Origin of the sequence: Schleiferilactobacillus harbinensis, from assembly GCF_008694105.1 — a bacterium.
Lineage (GTDB): Bacteria > Bacillota > Bacilli > Lactobacillales > Lactobacillaceae > Schleiferilactobacillus > Schleiferilactobacillus harbinensis.
The window spans coordinates 2012244-2030414 of record NZ_CP041364.1; the positions used below are offsets into that span (position 1 = coordinate 2012244).

Sequence of the window (18171 nt, forward strand, 5' to 3'; positions counted from 1 at the left end):
AACCATTGAACTGAAAGGAAGTTTTTCAATATGGCACTTGATCAATCTCCAGAAGAAATTGCAGCCCACGAAAAAGAACTCGACCAATTTAAAATGACCCAGTACAGCTTGGCGGGTAAAGTGGCCGTCATCACCGGCGGTAACACCGGTTTGGGCCAGGGCTATGCTGTCGCTATGGCGGAAGCCGGCGCGGACATTTTCATCCCCACTTTCGGTAAAGACGAATGGGATAATACCCGCCGTTTGATTGAGAAGCGCGGCAGCAAAGTCGAGTTCGCCGATGTTAACTTGACTGAACCGGGGGTGACCGACAAAGTTGTCGCTGAAGCCGTCGAAAAGATGGGCCACATCGATATTTTGGTCAACAACGCCGGCATGATTCGTCGCAACCCGCTGCTGGAATCTAAAGACAAGGATTGGGACCAGGTGATTGCCATCAACCTGACAGCCGTTTACCACATGTCCCTATCCGCCTCGAAGGTCTTTGCTAAGCAAAAGCATGGCAAGATCATCAACATCGGTTCCATGCTTTCCTTCCAAGGCGGCAAGTTCATCCCATCGTACACCGCCAGCAAGCACGGTGTGGCCGGCTTGACCAAGGCCTTCGCCAGCGAAATGGGCGCCTACAACGTGCAAGTCAATGCCATTGCCCCGGGCTACATCAAGACAGCCAACACTGCCCCGATTCGCCGCGATCCGGAACGGAACAAGGAAATCTTGGACCGGATTCCCGCTGGCCACTGGGCAGAACCTTCTGAATTAATGGGTGTATCTGTCTTCTTAGCCAGTGACGCAGCCAGCTACATCAACGGGGCCATTATCCCGGTTGACGGTGGCTACCTGGTGCGTTAATCAGTTCTGCTCTTCATTTCTTCCAATTGAGACATTTATACGAACATCTCTCCTTAATTAACCAATCACCCCACCATCGTATCGAAGCCATACATCCTTTGCCTGTTGTATGGCTTCTTTTAATTCAGAAAGAAGGACGATCTTTGTGCTGACCCGTCAGGAAATTACAGACTGGCTGAACCGCATCTCCCCCGTTGACGATACTTACGTTGCTGAATCCGGCGCGGCCTATGACCCGGATATCCGCGAACTGGAAGCCGTCTCCCGGGCGCTGTGGGGCCATATTCCGGCGGCCGCGAGCGCTGGCCGACCGTTAGGCGAGGATCCGGCCATTCAGCGCTTTTACCAGCTGGTCCGCGCCCGTCGCCTGCCGCCAGTGGACCGCAGCCGCCGCCAGATCGTCGTGGAAACAGCGGCGATCAGTTACTTCCTCGGCTTGTATGGCGACCAGCTGGCTGCGGACCTGGGCGACAGCGATATGGCCTACTTGGTGCAGTGGCTGAACACCATCAACACCGTCCAGCTGCCCGCGGGCAATTGGTATTTCTTCGTAATCATGCTGAATACGGCGTTGAAGAAACACGGGTATCCTTACTCGGCAACAGTGCTGGCCGATGCGTTGGCAAAAATCAACAGCTACTACATCGGTGACGGCTGGTATACCGACGGCCCTACGCACCAGATGGACTATTATCTGGGGTTTGCCTTTCATTTCTACGGTCTGCTTTACGCCCGGTTGGTGGATGATGAACACGCCAAAAACTTTATTACGCGAGCGCAAGCTTTCGTCCAGCAGTATATTTACTGGTTTGACGCCCAGGGTCGGAGTATTCCCTTCGGCCGGTCATTAACCTATCGCTTTGCGCCCGTCGGCTTCTGGAGCCAATTCTATTTGAGCGGGGCGTATCAAGGGACGGCCTTTTCTCCCGCCATCATCAAGGGCCTCATTGACCGCAGCGTCCAGTATTGGGCCCACCGGCCAATCACCCTGAGCACTCCCGGGCCGTTATCCGTGGGCTACGGGTATAACAATTACCTGCTGTCCGAGGATTACAATGCGCCGGGATCGCCCATGTGGGCCTTCAAGCTGTTCACGATCCTGGAATTACCGGCCGCCGATCCCTATTGGCAGCTGCCGGCGGCCGGCTACCCGGCGCTGCCCGCCCGGTCAAACCAAACCGCCGGCGGTATGCAGTTCATTGTTGATCCTGCCATTCCCCAGCACGTCTTCCTCGCTTCGAAGCAGTTTCCGATCGCCAAGCTGATGTATCACGGCCAGGAAAAATATGGCAAGTTTGCCTATTCGTCCCACTTTGGCTTCAATCTTTCCCGGGATACCCAATACATCCAGCAATTCGCAATCGACAATGCGTTGGCCTTTTCGATTGCGGGCCAGGACCAATTCACCAGCCGCCGCGTCATTGACGCCAGTCAAATGTATGCCGATTACGCCGTCAGTGTCTGGCACACCACCACCGCCCAAGTCGTTACTTACCTGGTGCCGCTCACGGCAACTCTGCACATACGTATTCATGAGGTGACCACAACGTTTACCCTGGATACCTACGAAGGCGGCTTCCCCCTGGCACCCTGGAATCCGAAGCACCAGACACCGGCGACCACGGCCCACAGCACCAGCGCCGTCAATCGCGAAGCAGTCAGCACGATCACTGATTTGCTGGCTAACCGGCAGCCAACCCATGTGGATCAGGGGCCGAACACCAACTTGATTTCACCGGAGAAAAATGTGGTACCAGCACTGTACACTCAGCTCACGCCTGGTCGCCACATCTTAGCCTGTGCGGTACTGGGCGATCCCCGCCCAGGCATGGCGCCGGCGGATGCTGACGTCCGGTTATCGGTCACGACTACTGGGTACGCAGTCCACTACGGCAGCCAAACAATCACCATTCCCCGCTATCAATAACCGGGCATCAAAAAGGCGTTGAACCCACCAACTGGATTCAGCGCCTTTGTCATACATAGTCCCTAATCATCAAGAAAATCATCTTCCACACTTTTGGCCTTCGGCGGCTGCCGATGGTGCCACGCATTACCCGCCATCAATGCCGCAATGACGCTGGCGATAAAGGCAACTTCGATCATACTGCCTTTGAAAAAAGCCACGAGTGCGAAGCCTAAGAAGAACCACGGAATCAGTTCACTATTCCACAGACTAATGAGCATCGCAGCGATGCCCATCGCCGGCAGCATACCTGCCCCCACTGTCAGAATATGCACCAAGGGCACGGGCAGCACCGGCACCAGCAACCGGCAAAGGGGCGCCCCCAGCAGGGTCAGGCCAGTACCGACCAGGAACCAAAAGCCCAAATAGGCCAGCCATTGCCGGTGCCACAAACGGTTAAACGCCTGAATTTTGTGGGCCTTTAATTCATCCTGAAAGCGCGGCACAAGGCTGGTTGACCATTTCTTAAAGACGGGATACACGACAGCCCCCAGCAAACTGACAGGAAAAGAAAGTAAGACCGTCACCCCCAAGGGCAATGGCCCCAGAATCGCAAATGCTGTGCTCATGACGGTGCCCATGCCGATGTCGAAAGCAATCGTCCCGCCCAGCGTCACACTGCCCAAATAAACCAGCTCAAGGGCCGCACCGACAATAATGCCTGTTCGCCAGCTGCCTAACAGCAGCCCCGTGAGCGCGCCGGCCAGAATCGGCCGATCAAAACCCAGCGAGCCGAACCAGTTGCCCCATTTCTGAAGGGCCAGCGCCGTGCCAACAAGCAGCGCCTGAATCAATAAAATCATGAAACTATCCTCCTGCCTACGCGGTCGGGGCAAAAACAAACGCCCGAGCAGCAAAAATGTGCGGTGCGATACTCACCCGGCCCTGGTCAGTACGCTGAATCGCAGTGCTGCCCACTGCATCCGTCAGCCGCCAGCCTGTGGGAATATCGAGATTCACGAACCGTCGAGCTGGCAAATTATACCCAAAAATCAGCACCAGCATTTGCTTGTCCTGCTTAAAACCAGATATTTGATATCCCACCGGATCATGGTAGCTCAAAACGGCTGGCCCCTCCCGGAAAGGCGCGCCCTGAGCAATCAGTGCCGCGTAGTGTTGATAGAACGCTAAACACTGATCAATAATCTGCCACTGGCTGGGCTGCAACTGGCGAATATCACCAGAAAGACAAACGCGGCCCAGGAACGTGGCGATCAAATGAAAATACAACTCATCTGGACTATCTTCAGGATGGACGACACACCAAATCAAGTTCTTGGCGGCAGGAATAACGTTCAGCTCATTTGCTGCGATGATGGGAATACTGTGGGTCTCGTGGGCATCGGAAAACGAGGATACATCGGTGGCATCGATCCAAGTCAGCGTCAGCCGGTGACCACCAGAGGCACAATTCTCGATGGTGATCCCCGGAACGGCCTGGCGCACCTCGTGCAGCATCGCCAAAGCGGCATCAGTCAGCCGCTGCAACCCCTCAGCGGGCGAGGCCACCCCGCCAATACCGGCGGCGCCAATGCCCGCACTATCGTTGTAATCCACTTTCAGATAATCAAAACCACTGGTCACTAGATGCTGCACCATGCGTTCCCGCAGGTAAGTCTGGACCGCTGGTTGCGTCAAATCCAAGAAGCGCCGCTTTATGGTCGTCACCGGAATGCCGTCCTTTTGGATCAGGGCCTCCGTATCGGCTGACTTGGCACTGTTTCGGCCCACTGTTTCATATTCATACCAAATTCCGGCCTGCATTCCGTGGGCATGGATATCTTGCACCACCGGCGCCAAACCGCCGGGGAACCGGTCCACATCCACCAGCCAGTCCCCGTGGCCGCCGTCCCAATTGCCATCGGGACTATCGTACCAACCAGCATCAATCACGTAACAATCCACGTGATGGTCCTGCAATAAAGCGACCGACTCGTGGACCAGGTCCGCGCTGGGATTGCCCCAGCTGGTGCCCCATTCATTGTAAATAATCGGCAGCTCGGTGGTCTTGATTGGCGTTTGCAGACGGCGGCTGACCGTCAACAGATCGCCAGTGCCCACGGTCAAATAGGCATACGGACTGGTATAGTCTTTGCCAGGGGCTACATCGGTAAACCATTGGCCATTATCAGCGTCGGGCAGGCCGCCAAAAATGGCCAACCGGTCATCTAACCGACTGACGTTCAGTTGCTAGGACGCCTGTCCCGCCAGCTCGGCTAACCAAGTCACATCAGCGGCCCGGTCCCGCAAACCGACATAGGGAAAGAACCGGCGTACTGGCATCGTGCCGTTTTGGCCAAACTGTTCCAGCGCTAAGCCAGAGGGTTTCCAACTGGTCTCTAAGTCGTAGTCTTCAATGGGCCGTTCTTCAATCCGGCCTTCCATCGCCCACTTGGAGTGCAACCGAATCAAATCCAGCGTCCCCGCCGGCATCTGGTCGCCATAGAACGGGCTGACCCCGCTCAGACAGAATGACGCCAGCCAAACCAAGCGCTGAGTAGTCGGCCGCCCGTTGATAAAGGCCGTCCACACTTTCAACCGCTGCTGCCCTGGTTGCCAGGCCAAATAGTGCTGATAGGTGCTGCCTTGGTCATCCCGCAGGGTAGTCGTAATCGTCTGGCGGCCATCTGCGGTTGTGTCCGCTTGCTGACCAACCAGCCGCAGACTTTGGGTCGTTGCCGAATTGAACATAGTCAGACCATTGGTAAAGTTCTTATCTACCGCGGCGCCGGCCAATTTTGCTTGCACCAGCGAGACGGTCGTCTTTTGGTTAGTCGGCACCGTCACTTGGTCCGCCCGCTCCGCTGGATAAATCATCAACTCAACTTGGCGATCCTGGTCAACCAGGTAATCGGCGATCATATCGCCCAAGCGGTACCGATAATGTTCCGCAAAACTGCGCATCCCGTGTCCGCACCTTTCTATCCTTGGTGATCTTCGTCGTAATTAAAGTACTTGAAGTCGGCATAGGAGCGATGGGCATCCATGTCCTGAGCACAGAGGCCAACCATCGCCCCGGTGAAGCCAAGGTGGCCGTGGTCGCCCACGTAATCATCACTCAACCGGTCGGCGGCATAAGTCTCGCCCAGCACCCCGCCATTTTCTCCCTGCTGATAAGAAAACAGCGCAATATTGCGGTCCACCATCACCTGCAATTGGACAGGCTGAGCGGGATCGATCGCCACCGGCTTGGATAAATACCGGAAGCTGTTCATCGTGGCCGTCTCCACTTGCAAGAACGTCTGCTTTTGCCGTTCATCATAAGAACAATACAAATAGGCCCAGTTTTCGGTGTCATAGAACAGGATCAGCCCGGCGGTCTGTTGAAAGTTCGTCGGGGCAAAGGTCATTTCTGTACTGGCGGTGAAGTGGAACGCCTGCCAGCGCCGAGCCAGCAGTGTCTGATGATATAAACTGGACAGGCTCTCCCGGCCATGCAGCCGCAAATAGCCCGGCCGTTCCGTCAAGGACGCCGTATCGCCCAGCGGTCCCCGCAGCGTCTTCAGCTCCGGCGGCAGTTTCGTCAGCTGACCAAAGTCCAGCGCCTGCGAATAATCCAGCCTTTGCGGCGTATGGGCAATGGACGGCGCATCGATCTCCAGGTCTGGTACGGCAGTGCCATTCTTCAAGCGCGGCCAGCCCTCGGCCGTCCACTCAATCGGGGCCAACCCGGTCTCCCGCCCCAACGGACACGTGGACCGGCCCACCGGCAACAGGGGCCGGGCACATAGAAAGACGATATACCACTCATCGTCGCTGACTTTGCAGAAGCAGGCATGACCGCATTTCTTCAAGGGAGCATATGGTGTGTAACGGGTCGAAATCAACGGCATGATCGGCGAGTTCTCGTAAGGGCCCCAAATGTCGCGGCTGCGGGCAACTGTCGCCGCATGGCTGTAGCCGGTACCGCCAGCGGCGCAAAGCAAATAATACCAGCCGTCCTTCTTCATGATTTGCGGTCCCTCGCAGGTTCCGAGATTAGTCCCATTATAAATCTTCTTGCGCTCGTCCAGCACCTTCATGGTCAGCGGGTCGAACTCCTGCAAAGCGATCCCGCTGAATCCCGGTTCGTCCAACCGGTTATCGTAGAGCATATTTAAAATATAATGACGGCCGTCATCATCATGGAACAAAGACGGGTCAAAGCCGCTGGCGGTCAAAAAGATGGGCTTGGACCAGGGGCTTTCAATCTGATCGCTAGTCATTACGAAATTCAAAGTATCCTTGAAGGCCGTGGCGCTGCGGATGATCGTCCCCACCAGCCAATATTGGCCATCGGCGTAACTCAAATGCGGTGCCCAAATACCGCCAGAGTTATAAACCCCGCGCAGCGGATTCGCCGCTTCATCATTCAGGGGTTCGCACACCAAGTCCCAGTTCACCAAATCTTGGGAATGATAAATTTCAATCCCGGGCCACCACTCGAAGGTCGATGTGGCTAAATAGTAATCTTGACCGACATGGAGCAAGCTGGGGTCCGGATTAAAGCCCCGTAAGATTGGATTTTGAATTTTCACTTTGATTTATCCTTTCAGCTTCGCATTCCGCCGGCGTTGGGCCGAAGACGGGATGTGCTTTTCTTTACGATATTTGGCCACGGTTCGCCGGGCCACTTGATACCCCTGAGCCTGCAACGCCGCTGCCAACTGTTCATCGCTCAACGGCGCAGCTGGATCTTCGGCCGCCACCAATTTTTGCAGCGCATCGGTCATCTGATCCACCGACCGGTCGGCGCCCTCGTCCCCGCCGCTGTACCGGGAGAAGAAATCCTTGAGCGGAAAGACGCCGAAATCGGTTTCAATATACTTGTCATTGATCGCCCGACTGACAGTGGATTCACTGATCTGCAATTTTTGGGCAATATCTCGAAGCAGCAACGGCGCGATGGTCTTCTTTTGTTGGGTGAAAAACGCGTACTGCGCTTGCACGATCTGCCGCCCGACCATCATCAACGTATCGGTACGCCGTTGGATGTTGTAAACAATCGTTTGATACTGGGCATAACGGTCTTGAATGTATTCCGCCACTTCGGCATCGGTGGATTGCTTCAACTGATCGTAAGTTTCTTCAGCAAAAACGACTTGCGGCTGATTGTGCTGAATGATTTGCAAGGGCAATTTGCCGCCCCGGGTCGTCACCCGCAATTCGGGAATGACATAGCTGGTGGCGGTATGGTTATAGGGCAGGTCGGGATTAGCCGATAATGACTGGATATAATTCATCGCTGTGGCAAATTGCTGATCGGTCAGGTCCAACTTTTTTTGAATCGCCGTCCAGCGATGATCCTTCAACGCTTGGAAATGATCCCGCAAAATCTCTGCGGCGGCGGGTGCGGCATCAGCATCATTTTCCGCTTGGAGCAGCAGGCACTCCTGTAAATCATGGGCGCCCACACCAGGCGGATCCAACCGCTGCAACAGGGTCTTAGCATCCAGCAGCATGATGGGCGAAACCGCCACCTGCTTCAGGATATCCTCGTCGCTTAACGGCAGATAGCCGCTGGGTTCGAGCTGACTGATCAAATAAATCACCAACGCCCGCAACGGGGTTTTGCGCATCGTCAAATGGACCTGATCCAATAGATAGGCAAACAGTGACCCGTGCGTATCCTTGATCTGATAACTCTCGCCGCTGCTGGGACTGCTCGTCGCTACCGGCGCCATCATTGGCATTTTCACGTTGATCAGCGGATTTTCCAAACTGATTTCTTGCAGATAATCCTGCAAGTCCAGCGCATCCAGCCGCAACATGGCAATGGACTGGCGCATCCCCTGAGTCAGCGCCAGTTTCTGCGATTGTGTTTGATTGAGCGAAAATCCTTAATTCATCGCCATGATCATCCCGCACCTCCCCCTGTGTTTTTAATGGTTAGAAAAAGGCATCACCGTCGTTGTTCGTGACTTTCTTCAATACCACGTGTTCCAAGTTGGTTTTCGCCTGATCCAGCATGTGGTCGATCTCGTCATCCGTTTTCGGCGGCGTGAGCACCACTTGTAAGGCCAGGGCCAAGTTCATACCACCGAGCAGTTTCACGTTCGGCAGGTTGAGCAAGGCCATGGCGGCGTTGCACATACTGCCGCCGACCAGATCGGCCAAGATTAGTACATGTTCATCTGGGGTGATCGTTGTCCGCAGATGGCTAATGATCTCGTCCGGATTTTGCCCAGGCATTAAGCCGTACGCTTCAAGGTTGTCCTGTTGACCGGCGATCATCTCGACTGCGGCCTTCATGCCGGCGGCTAATTTGTTATGGGAAATAAAAATAATTCTCGTCATTAATTACGTCTCCTTGCTGTGTTGGGTTCCACTCTGTTACTAAGCAAGCAGCGTGCCAAACAGTCCTGTCGTCCAATGATGGCACACTATTTGCTTGTAAACTAGTGGATAAGCATTAAACACTGGGCAGTCAGCTAGTGTTTAAGCATTTCGCACAGAAGGAGTTTAAAAATGTCATTACACATCACGCTGGTCCATGGCCAGCAGCAATTACAACAGAGTCCCAGCGGCACCAGCGCATATTTGGCTTTTCCCCATCAATATGCCGAGGGTGATGCGTTACAGGTCACCGTGGACCGAGTGCCGGCCTATGTTTGGGTCCAAATGGACGCTGGTCTGAAACCCGCGCTGCTTTATGTCACCAAATCCCCCTGGGTGTTCACAATCCCGTTTAACATTGAGCGGGAATGGCCCTATCCTGACGGGGCCTTCCTCGGCCGCAACCATTACGCCTGGGCGCGGCTGGCGACACCAGCGGAAATCAAGGCGCAGCGCAACTGGTCCGAGAACAGTCACGACCAGCACCACGACAGCGGCGCCTATCCCCACGCGGCGGCTAACGCCGAAACCCGGGACGAACCGGCCTTTTACGCCCGCAACGCCATTGACGGCATGTTGGCCAACGAGAAACACGGCAACTACCCCTTCCAGTCCTGGGGCATTGCCGGCCGGGACGACGCCGAATTCACTTTGACGCTGGGTCATCCCGTTCAAATCGAGGAATTGGTCATCGTACTTCGCGCCGACTATCCCCACGACAGCCACTGGACCAGCATTACCGTCGCCTTCTCCGACGGCAGCGACACGGTCCTGCATTTGCAAAAAACTGCTGACCCGCAGCACTTTGCCATTGCTCCCCGGACCATCACGGGGTTGAAGCTGACCCATCTGGTTAAAGACAAGGATGCATCGACCTTCCCAGCGTTAACCGAGCTGCAAGTCTTTGGGCAAGCTGAATAAACTGAAAAACGGTGCCGCCCATTTTTCGGCGACACCGTCTTTTTCTGCCTTATTTCAACAAATCCTGCACAATATGGCTAATTGGTGCATCCGTATTGGCCACGGTCAACCGGTCGGCCACCGCCTTGAGCCGGGGCGTCGCATTAGCCACAGCGTAGCCCAGGCCGACACTCTTGATCAACGCTTCGTCGTTTCCGTAATCCCCCACGGCCGCCACGGCGGCTAAGGGATAACGATCCGCCAGGGCGAGCTGCAAACCGCTGGCTTTCGTAATACCCTGACCTGTCACTTCGAGATAATCAGTGTCGGAATGAGTGGTCGTCACCGGCAGCTGGGCCAATGCCAAGCGCAGATCAGCCCGGGCCCGGGGATCGCGGATAATGGCCGATAACTTGTCGATACCTTGACCGCTTCCCGGTAAATGGGCGGGATCAATCCCCGCAAATTCCCCCGATGCCTGATCCAGGGGATGGGAAATGCCCTGAAAGGTCACGATGATTTGCGCCACGGGATATGCGTTCATGGCCCCCAGAACTTGTTCCACGGCCGTACTCGGTAACGGCCGGCGTTCCCGCTGGCCATTGACCTTGATTACCAGCGCGCCGTTCAAGCAAACGACAAAATCAGGCCGAATCTCTGGCCGAATAGCGCGGGCCACCCCGGTTTCCTGACGGCCGGAAGTAATACCGAACAGCCGGCCCGCCGCTTGCCACTGTTTGATCGCGGCCACGTCAGCGGGGGCGACTTCTTTCTTATCGTTCAATAACGTGCCGTCTAAGTCTGTACACAAGACACGGATCAGTGTGTCATTACATAGTGTCACGATTTCTCTCCTTTCAGAAAAAAGGAACGGCGCCAGCCGTCATGCGCCTGCGCCGTTCATCAACCAGGTAATTATGCGGTCTTGCCGCCAGTGATCCCCAAGAGGGTCAGCACCAAAGCTAATACCAGAATGGCGACCAGTACCCGGACCGGGCGATTCTTCTTCCGCAAATAAGCGAAACAGCCAAGGACCAAGAGCAGCGGCAGCAAGCCAGGCAGAATTTGATCCAGGACGGCTTGCAGTTTAAACACTTGGCCAGCCATCTTGGCCTGATAGGTCGAGGTGAACGTGACATACTGGGCCGTCATCGCCCCGATCATCATCAACCCCAGAACAGAGACAGCCTTCGTGATGATCTTGAAGATGCCGTTCGCCATCGTCTTGGCCACAAAGTCTTGGCCGACAGAGTAGCCCAACTTCGCACCATACCAGCGAATCAGCATGTTGGGAATGTTGTAGATCAAGAGGAACAACAGCGGGCCAAGCCACATGCCCTTTTGGCAGAAGCCGATGGCGATCCCGGTGGCGATGATCCGCAGGGCGCCTTGCTGCACAGAGTCGCCCAAGCCGGCAAACGGGCCCATTAGGGACGCCTTGATGGCGGCAATGGATGAGACATCGAAGGACTTGCCTTGATCATGGTTTTCCCGTTCCATGGAGGTGTTCAGCCCCATGATGAACGGCGCCATCATCGGTGTGGTGTTGAAGAAATCCTGGTGGCGCAGCATGGCGTCATAGAATGCATCAGAATCTTCGCCGTAGATTTTCTTCAAGAACGGTTCCAAGACCCAGGAATAAGTAACGGCTTGCTGTTTCGTATAGGACGTACAGAACATCAGCCAGTTTTGCCGCCAGAACAGTTTCCGGTAGAACCATTTCTCAGTCGACTTATCGGTTAAGAAGCTATCGGTTTTTTGCACTTGCTCAGTCATTTAAGAAGTCCTCCTCTACATCCTCATCCGAAGCGGACGCACCGTTAGTGGTGGGGGTGTCGTTGCTGCCCTTGTGCCGGTTAGCTAAGTCAGCAACAGCCACCAGCATGGCGATACAGATCCCGATGAACGCAACCTCGATCATCGTGCCCTTGAAGAAAGAAACGACGGCAAAGCCTAAGAAGAACCACGGGGCTAAATTTCGGTTCCACAGGGTGATCATCAACAGCGCGATCCCGACGGCCGGCAGCATCCCAGCGGCGACGGTCAAGCCGTTCATGATCGGTTGGGGAATCGCATTGACCAAGGCCTTGATGGCATTGGTCCCGGCCATGATGCCGACGAAGCCGAGCACGAACCACATGCCTAAGTAAACGGCCCGCTGCATTTGCCACAGGCGGTTGAAGGCCTTGATGTTATGTTCTTTCAAATGCGCTTCAAAACGGGGTACCAAAGCCGTCGCCCAAATCTTAAACACTTGATAGACCAGCGTACCCAGCATACTAATGGGCAAAGATAGGGCAATAGCGACCGAGGTCTTGGATGATAGCAGGATACCAAATGCGGTGCCGAATACGGACCCCATACCGAAGTCCTGGGGCATGACCCCGCCTAAAGAAATACTGCCTAAGTAAACCAGTTCCAGAGCGGCACCGATCATGATGCCTTGGGTCGGGTGGCCCAACAGGATCCCGACGATCGTCCCGGCCACCATCGGCCGGTTGAAGCCCAGACTGCCGTACCAGTCACCAAACTTTTGAATCGTGAGCGCTAAGCCCACCATCAATGCATTGACGAACATTTTTTAGTCCTCCTTCAGCAGACTCATGAATGGAATGGCTGAATCGCCAGGCAGCGGTTGGTAAACATAGTTTTGGGCGCTTTGGCCAACTTCCTTCGCCTGGGCGATTTCTTCATCGGTCAAATAGACGGTATCCGTGATCTTCTTCTTGTTTTCCAGATCCCCGGCGACCCGACCGACATTGGCAATGTCCACTTTGACCCCTTCTGTCGGCACTTCTTTCACGACCCGCAGTAAATCCGTGACATTGTTCACCAGCAGCAAAATGCGCAGCTTAGCGGCCCGGGGATTATTGGCCAACCCAATGGCCTTCTCCACTGGCAGAATAGCTGCCTTGATCCCATCTGGGGCCGCCATCAGTAAGGCACTCTTTTGAATCTCATTGCCCGCGATCTGGTCATTGGCGACCAGAATCCGATCCACCTGCAAGTTCTTGGACCACATGACGGCGACTTGACCGTGAATCAACCGGTCATCGACCCGCATCATAGCAATCATGTCCACACCTCCGTTATTCTTCTGACGCAAAAGCGCCTTCATTTAGATATAAAGCAAGCGGCGTGCCAATACCGCGGTGAACCCGCTGGTCAAGTTAGGCTAAACACTAACTTGACCGGGTAGTGCACGCCGAACCAGTCAACTTACCAGATTAAGAAATTTTTGCCCAACAAACGGGTCAATGCTTCGACCAGGAAGAAATCTGAATAAATCATCCGCACTTCATGCTGGTCATCGAAATACGCTGGCGTCCCGCCAGTGACAATGCCATCCGTTGCCGGATCCAAATCCAGGTATTCGTCTGCAACGGCCCTAATGATTTTAACGGCCGCATCGTAATACAACCCCTGTTCCAATGCCGGCACCTGTTCACTCAACAGCAGCAGCCCGCAAGCGGCACAAAGCCCTGCGGACGTGTCCACAATCTTGGGTTCCCGCGGTGCCCGGAAATCAACCAGCGGCACATCACCGGTATTCGCGATATTAGCCAAGAAATAGTTGGCAACGCGTTTGGCCGTATCCAAATAGGCCTCTTTCTGCGTATGCTCATAACTCAAAGCAAAGCCATACAGCGCCCAGGCTTGGCCCCGGGACCAGGAGGAACCGACGCCATAACCTTGGCCGCCGTCAGTCTTCAACAGCGCCCCCGTGGTCGGGTCAAAAATCCCGATGTGGGCCACTGAGCCGTCCGGCCGGACAATGTTATTCATTACCGTATCCGCATGATCTTCCGCCATGAAACCGTAGCGCGGGTCATTCTGTTCATCCCGGGCCCAGTACAGCAGATTGATGTTCATCATGCTGTCGATGATCACCCAGCCGGCCCGATCCCGGTTCCAGGAACGCAGGAACTTGCCCCGGGGATTATAGCGGCCAGCGAGCAATGTCGCCGCATGCAAACCGCGCGCCCAAGAACGGTTGTTTTGGGTCAGCCGATAATCGGCGACCGCTGACAGATCCCACATGAAGCCGACGTCGTGGTGCAGGCCGATAAATTTGTCGAACGCCCCATCCAATACAGCTTCATTAGCTTCAGCCGTTTGTTTGAACACCGGATCACCAGTGGCGTGGTACAGCAACCATTGCGTACCGGCCCAAAAACCATTGGTCCACCAAATCACATCTTTTTTACCCATATCCACATAATGGCCATCCTCGGGAATATAGGGAATGGCGCTGCCCAACCGGATCGCTTCGGCCTTCGCCTTGGCACTGACTTTATCAAATAAGGGCTGCACCCAAGCAGGTGTTTCAGTCATGTTGTCTAACCTCTTCCTATCTTTTCTGATCGTCTCACCTGGGTATACGCAAAAATCATGCCAAGCAAAAAGCACTCACCCGGGGGCAAGTGCTTCAATTCCGCTGCTAACTGATGCTGGGCGTATTCTGATCGCTGATGATTGCCTGGAACAGCTGGTACAGCAAGGATAGCTCATAGCCGTTGATATCGATGTGGTACTTCAGCTCCAAGGGCTTGCAGATGCCCTTGGCCACATCGAAGAAGTCTTTCTCGCTGCTGCTTTCCGGGGCCAAGTCGCTGGCCCGGTCCGCCCCGGCGCCGGTCATCAGCCGCTCGACCATCAGCGAGATATACATGTACAGATTCAGTTTGATTTTCCCGTCAAGTTTAATCCGGTAATAATGCTCGAATTTGTAAATGACCGTCTCGACTTCTTGAATGATCACCGTCGGATTCAAGAACGAGAGCCGCTCCGTGACCCCTTCAATGGACAGGAAGCGGACGATGCGATTGTACAAATCATCGAAGGTCCGCTGGTCGATGTATTTCTTCAAGATATCGTGGAGGAAGACTTGCCCGCGGGGCGCCAGCAGATCGTAAATATTGATGTTGGGAATGGCAAACGACTCCGGCAGATTGGTCGTCGTAATCACCAGCAGGGTGGATTCGAACTCGCTGCGGTCGTTGGCCCGGACGCTTTGCTGCAAGTGGCTGAAATCCATGGTCACCAAACTGATTTGACTGCCCAGCACCTCGTGGAAAATGTCCCGCAGCTTCTCCGAAATCCCCAGCCCGGACATGCAGGAAATGACGATATTCTGGTCCTTGGCGAAGCCTTCGAAATACTGGGCAGAAATGGCATAATCCGTCCGGGCATGCTCGGCGATCTGTTCAAAAGGCAGCCGACTCTGCATCTTCAAGGCAATATCCAGGGCGGTGGCCGTGGTCAAGTTATTGATGACCAGTACATCGCCGCTCAGGGCATTCTTGATCTTGCGGTACAGCTGGCTGAGCGACCCCATATCCACTAAGAGAATGAAACCGTTAGAAGTGTCGAAGGAATCCACGATCCGTTTGGCTTCGCCAATAATTTGGTCGATGGTCGTATCGATGGGCATGTCAATGGCATCCACCAAGTAGGTGCCGCACAGCTGGTTCACGACAGATTGAATACTCGTCGCCGTCCGGCTGCCGTGGGCGACCATTAGACAACGCAACGGAATCTTTTCATCCACCAGCTCACTGATACAGCACGCCAATAGTGCGGCCAGCAAATCGTGACTGGCCTGGTTCAGTACCGGCAGCGCCGCATAAAACTGATCCGCAACATGCAGCGAGCGGGGGAAATTAGCAGCCGCTTCCCGCTGCAAATGGCGCAATTGGTCTGGGGAAACGGTGACCCGTTCGGCATACAGCCGGAAGAAAATCGGCTCATATTCGGCCGTGCTCTTCAGCCCGAAGCGATGACGCACAATGCGCGTATACAAGCGTTCATGCAGGGTATGCAAAATCGTTTGGCGAATCGGATCATGGGCGTGCTGGGCTTCCAAAGTCTGGACCATCAAACGGCTGTCCGCCGCCGTGGGGTGCGCTTGGTCAGTTAAAAACTGCTGAATTGCCGCCGCATCCCCGCCGGTCTCGGTGACGGCTCCCGGCGTGGCCATTTCGACCGGAATCGTCATGGGGGCCGTAATCACCAGTTCATCCGCGTGGACCGTTAGGCCTTCGCCTTCGAAGTCCTCCAAGGTGATCCCCATTTGCTCCGGATGCTGGTCGGTTTGCCGGGTAAAGGCCCGGGCACAGGCCACTTTGATCAAGTTTTTCAACCGGCCGACGTTGCCCACTGGCCGTAAAGCAGCCAGCATTTGTAACACTTCCGGTGCCACCTGCAATTGGCTGTTGAAGCGTTGGGCCTCACCGTGAAATAACGTCCGAATGAAGGCTAGCCGTTCATCCAACGGCCGATCAGCGTAAGACGTAATATGGACACTCACCGGTACCCGCCGCTGGAACGTATCCAGCAAGACGGTATTGGGATCCTCGGTCGTCGCCAGGATGATCCGCACCTGCGCCGTACTGTCCCGCCGATTTTCGCCAATCGGCCGGAAATGACCGGTATCCATGAAAGTAAACAGTTTTTCCTGGTTTTCACCCGATAACCGGTGAATTTCATCCAGCAGCAAATAGCCGCCATCCGCCGCCTGGATCAGCCCTTCTTTGTTGGTATTGGCGCCCGTGAAGGCTCCCTTAACGTACCCGAACAGGACAGACGACAGCAGTTCCGGGTTGTTGGCGTAATCGGCACAGTTCAAGACCTTGAACGGCGCATCCGCCGCAATCACCTTGGTATCCCGGGCATAATCATAGATCGTATGGGCGAGGAAGGTTTTACCGACACCGCTCTTCCCCGTCAGCAGCATATTCAGCCCGCCATTGGGATATTTCACCGCGGCGATACATTTGCGGATATTATCAATTTGACTGCCGTTGGCCCCAATGATCTCAGCAAAGGCGTGGAGTTGCAGCGCTGGTTCCGGGATTGGCGCCGGCGCCGCCTGGACCAGCTGCCAGCGGACCGGCCGGCCAGTAAGCTTCTGCACTTTATTTTCGGTCAGTAATTGTGACAAATAATGACTAGTCACCGACCGGCTCAAATCCAATGCTTCAGCAATCGTCATGGTCTCTACGGCATCGGTCCCTTGGTTTAACTTCGTCAGGGCCGTCAGTACCCGCTCTTTGGCTGATGCCATCTATCCCATACCCTCTCTGCTTAGTCGAAAGCCTTTTCTCACCGCTCAATGTATCATTTTCAGTATGCTAAAACAAGATAGTGTTTAAAAGAAATAGTGTTTATTTTTTTGGAAAAGTTAAACACTATTCTAAACACTGTGACTTATTGAATTGGCCCGCCAAACGGCGTGTCGGTCCACGGAATCTCCAAATCTCGACCGTGAATTTCAATTGGCAGAATACTGTAGCCGGAATGTTTCAAGTCAAACCGCTGCCAATGATCCAGCATCAGATAGTACTGGCCATTGACCGGCAATACGTAGGTCGGCTGCCCGTCATAGGTGGTCCGAGCGCGCGACCCAACACAGGGATTATCAATCAGCTTCTGGTTTGAAAACAGAAAATGCGATCGGGAAAACAACGCCGGATTCGGCTTCCAACCAGTGCAGCCAGAGGTGATCGTATAGTACCAGTCCCCGTCATGGAACACCGTCGGCGCTTCCCGTTCTTGATCGACAAACGCTTTGGCATTAAACCCGGTGCAGTCCGTCAGATCTGGGGTCATCTCGCTGAAATACAGCGTTTTGTTCATGTCGGAACTGTGGATCAAATACGTATGCTCGCCGTCTTGATACACCGTCATATCCCGGCTCTCTTTGCCGTTAGGCCGTAATACCCTCTGTACCTGGAACAGTCCCGTCGGATTATCCGCGATAGCTACCAGGTTGCCGGCGTATTTGTAATCCGGCGTATCGTAGTGGCACCACATGACAAAACGGCCACGCTCGGCATCGTACAAGACCTTGGGCCGTTCGCAGATGCTTTCCTTGGTCAGCGTGTTGGTGGGATCAGTTGCTTCGCTCAACACGATCCCGGCATGGTGCCACGTCAGCAAGTCCGGCGAAGTGTAGCATGAAATACCGATAAACGGCACCATGTTGACCCCCTCAGCATTGCGATAGTTATCGACCCCTTTATTTTCACCGTACCAGTAGTACGTATTACCGTGGTGCAAAATCATGCCGCCGTGGGCTTGGATCAAGTCGCCCACGTCGTCTGTCCAGGGTTGCCCGTTAGTATTCATTATTTTTT

General features: G+C 54.6%; 15 protein-coding genes and 1 pseudogene. 3 read left to right on the forward strand and 13 right to left on the reverse strand.

Annotation, left to right across the window (positions count from 1 at the left end; translation table 11 throughout):
* The first annotated feature begins 30 nt into the window (after window positions 1–30).
* Complete coding sequence (gene kduD, locus FMM01_RS10000) at window positions 31–852, forward strand: 2-dehydro-3-deoxy-D-gluconate 5-dehydrogenase KduD (protein WP_150392413.1); 822 nt, start codon at window positions 31–33, stop codon at window positions 850–852.
* A gap of 145 nt (window positions 853–997) precedes the next feature.
* A complete protein-coding gene (locus tag FMM01_RS10005; RefSeq protein ID WP_190973338.1) occupies window positions 998–2779 on the forward strand; it encodes a DUF2264 domain-containing protein in 1782 nt (593 codons plus the stop codon).
* A gap of 62 nt (window positions 2780–2841) precedes the next feature.
* On the opposite strand, the gene FMM01_RS10010 is transcribed toward FMM01_RS10005, so the two are convergent.
* The 6 genes and pseudogenes from FMM01_RS10010 to FMM01_RS10035 form a co-directional block, all read right to left on the reverse strand.
* Entirely contained in the window at window positions 2842–3621 is a 780-nt protein-coding gene (locus tag FMM01_RS10010) for a PTS sugar transporter subunit IIC (RefSeq protein WP_150392415.1), read from the reverse strand.
* 16 nt (window positions 3622–3637) lie between these two features.
* The gene (locus tag FMM01_RS10015; protein ID WP_190973339.1) at window positions 3638–4978 is read right to left on the reverse strand and encodes a glycoside hydrolase family 36 protein; all 1341 of its coding nucleotides are present in this window, start codon (window positions 4976–4978) and stop codon (window positions 3638–3640) included.
* 30 nt (window positions 4979–5008) lie between these two features.
* Window positions 5009–5722, reverse strand: a complete 714-nt coding sequence (locus FMM01_RS10020; RefSeq protein ID WP_150392417.1) for a hypothetical protein — start codon at window positions 5720–5722, stop codon at window positions 5009–5011.
* 17 nt (window positions 5723–5739) lie between these two features.
* Entirely contained in the window at window positions 5740–7335 is a 1596-nt protein-coding gene (locus tag FMM01_RS10025) for a glycoside hydrolase family 43 protein (protein ID WP_150392418.1), read from the reverse strand.
* A 6-nt stretch (window positions 7336–7341) separates the two neighbouring features.
* Window positions 7342–8619, reverse strand: a pseudogene (gene rpoN / locus FMM01_RS10030) (RNA polymerase factor sigma-54); the annotation flags it as partial.
* Between the two features lie 67 nt (window positions 8620–8686).
* Window positions 8687–9094, reverse strand: a complete 408-nt coding sequence (locus tag FMM01_RS10035; RefSeq protein ID WP_146994181.1) for a PTS sugar transporter subunit IIA — start codon at window positions 9092–9094, stop codon at window positions 8687–8689.
* Window positions 9095–9265: 171 nt separating this feature from the next.
* Here FMM01_RS10035 and FMM01_RS10040 point away from each other — a divergent pair, with 171 nt between their 5' ends.
* Entirely contained in the window at window positions 9266–10054 is a 789-nt protein-coding gene (locus tag FMM01_RS10040) for a hypothetical protein (protein ID WP_150392420.1), read from the forward strand.
* 49 nt (window positions 10055–10103) lie between these two features.
* Here the strand turns inward: FMM01_RS10040 and FMM01_RS10045 are convergent, their stop codons facing one another.
* The 7 genes from FMM01_RS10045 to FMM01_RS10075 form a co-directional block, all read right to left on the reverse strand.
* A complete protein-coding gene (locus tag FMM01_RS10045; RefSeq protein WP_190973340.1) occupies window positions 10104–10877 on the reverse strand; it encodes an HAD family hydrolase in 774 nt (257 codons plus the stop codon).
* Between the two features lie 71 nt (window positions 10878–10948).
* Entirely contained in the window at window positions 10949–11809 is an 861-nt protein-coding gene (locus tag FMM01_RS10050) for a PTS system mannose/fructose/sorbose family transporter subunit IID (RefSeq protein WP_150392422.1), read from the reverse strand.
* Window positions 11802–12611, reverse strand: a complete 810-nt coding sequence (locus FMM01_RS10055; RefSeq protein ID WP_146994177.1) for a PTS mannose/fructose/sorbose/N-acetylgalactosamine transporter subunit IIC — start codon at window positions 12609–12611, stop codon at window positions 11802–11804. The genes FMM01_RS10050 and FMM01_RS10055 overlap by 8 nt, the downstream gene beginning before the upstream one ends.
* 3 nt (window positions 12612–12614) lie before the next feature.
* On the reverse strand, window positions 12615–13109 hold the full coding sequence (locus FMM01_RS10060) for a PTS sugar transporter subunit IIB (protein WP_150392423.1): 495 nt from the start codon (window positions 13107–13109) through the stop codon (window positions 12615–12617).
* A 143-nt stretch (window positions 13110–13252) separates the two neighbouring features.
* Window positions 13253–14368, reverse strand: coding sequence for a glycoside hydrolase family 88 protein (locus FMM01_RS10065; protein ID WP_150392424.1), 1116 nt, complete (start codon window positions 14366–14368; stop codon window positions 13253–13255).
* A 106-nt stretch (window positions 14369–14474) separates the two neighbouring features.
* A complete protein-coding gene (locus FMM01_RS10070; RefSeq protein WP_150392425.1) occupies window positions 14475–17099 on the reverse strand; it encodes a sigma 54-interacting transcriptional regulator in 2625 nt (874 codons plus the stop codon).
* 143 nt (window positions 17100–17242) lie between these two features.
* Window positions 17243–18163: a glycoside hydrolase family 43 protein gene (locus FMM01_RS10075; RefSeq protein ID WP_150392426.1), complete on the reverse strand. Its 921-nt coding sequence runs from the start codon at window positions 18161–18163 to the stop codon at window positions 17243–17245.
* Window positions 18164–18171 lie beyond the last annotated feature (8 nt).

Coding starts and splice junctions, on each gene's coding strand:
- FMM01_RS10055 (WP_146994177.1), bottom strand. CDS start 12,611: ATGTTCGTCAATGCATTGATGGTGGGCTTAGCGCTCACGATTCAAAAG.
- FMM01_RS10040 (WP_150392420.1), top strand. CDS start 9,266: ATGTCATTACACATCACGCTGGTCCATGGCCAGCAGCAATTACAACAG.
- FMM01_RS10010 (WP_150392415.1), bottom strand. CDS start 3,621: ATGATTTTATTGATTCAGGCGCTGCTTGTTGGCACGGCGCTGGCCCTT.
- kduD (WP_150392413.1), top strand. CDS start 31: ATGGCACTTGATCAATCTCCAGAAGAAATTGCAGCCCACGAAAAAGAA.
- FMM01_RS10020 (WP_150392417.1), bottom strand. CDS start 5,722: ATGCGCAGTTTTGCGGAACATTATCGGTACCGCTTGGGCGATATGATC.
- FMM01_RS10035 (WP_146994181.1), bottom strand. CDS start 9,094: ATGACGAGAATTATTTTTATTTCCCATAACAAATTAGCCGCCGGCATG.
- FMM01_RS10065 (WP_150392424.1), bottom strand. CDS start 14,368: ATGACTGAAACACCTGCTTGGGTGCAGCCCTTATTTGATAAAGTCAGT.
- FMM01_RS10070 (WP_150392425.1), bottom strand. CDS start 17,099: ATGGCATCAGCCAAAGAGCGGGTACTGACGGCCCTGACGAAGTTAAAC.
- FMM01_RS10075 (WP_150392426.1), bottom strand. CDS start 18,163: ATGAATACTAACGGGCAACCCTGGACAGACGACGTGGGCGACTTGATC.
- FMM01_RS10050 (WP_150392422.1), bottom strand. CDS start 11,809: ATGACTGAGCAAGTGCAAAAAACCGATAGCTTCTTAACCGATAAGTCG.
- FMM01_RS10060 (WP_150392423.1), bottom strand. CDS start 13,109: ATGATTGCTATGATGCGGGTCGATGACCGGTTGATTCACGGTCAAGTC.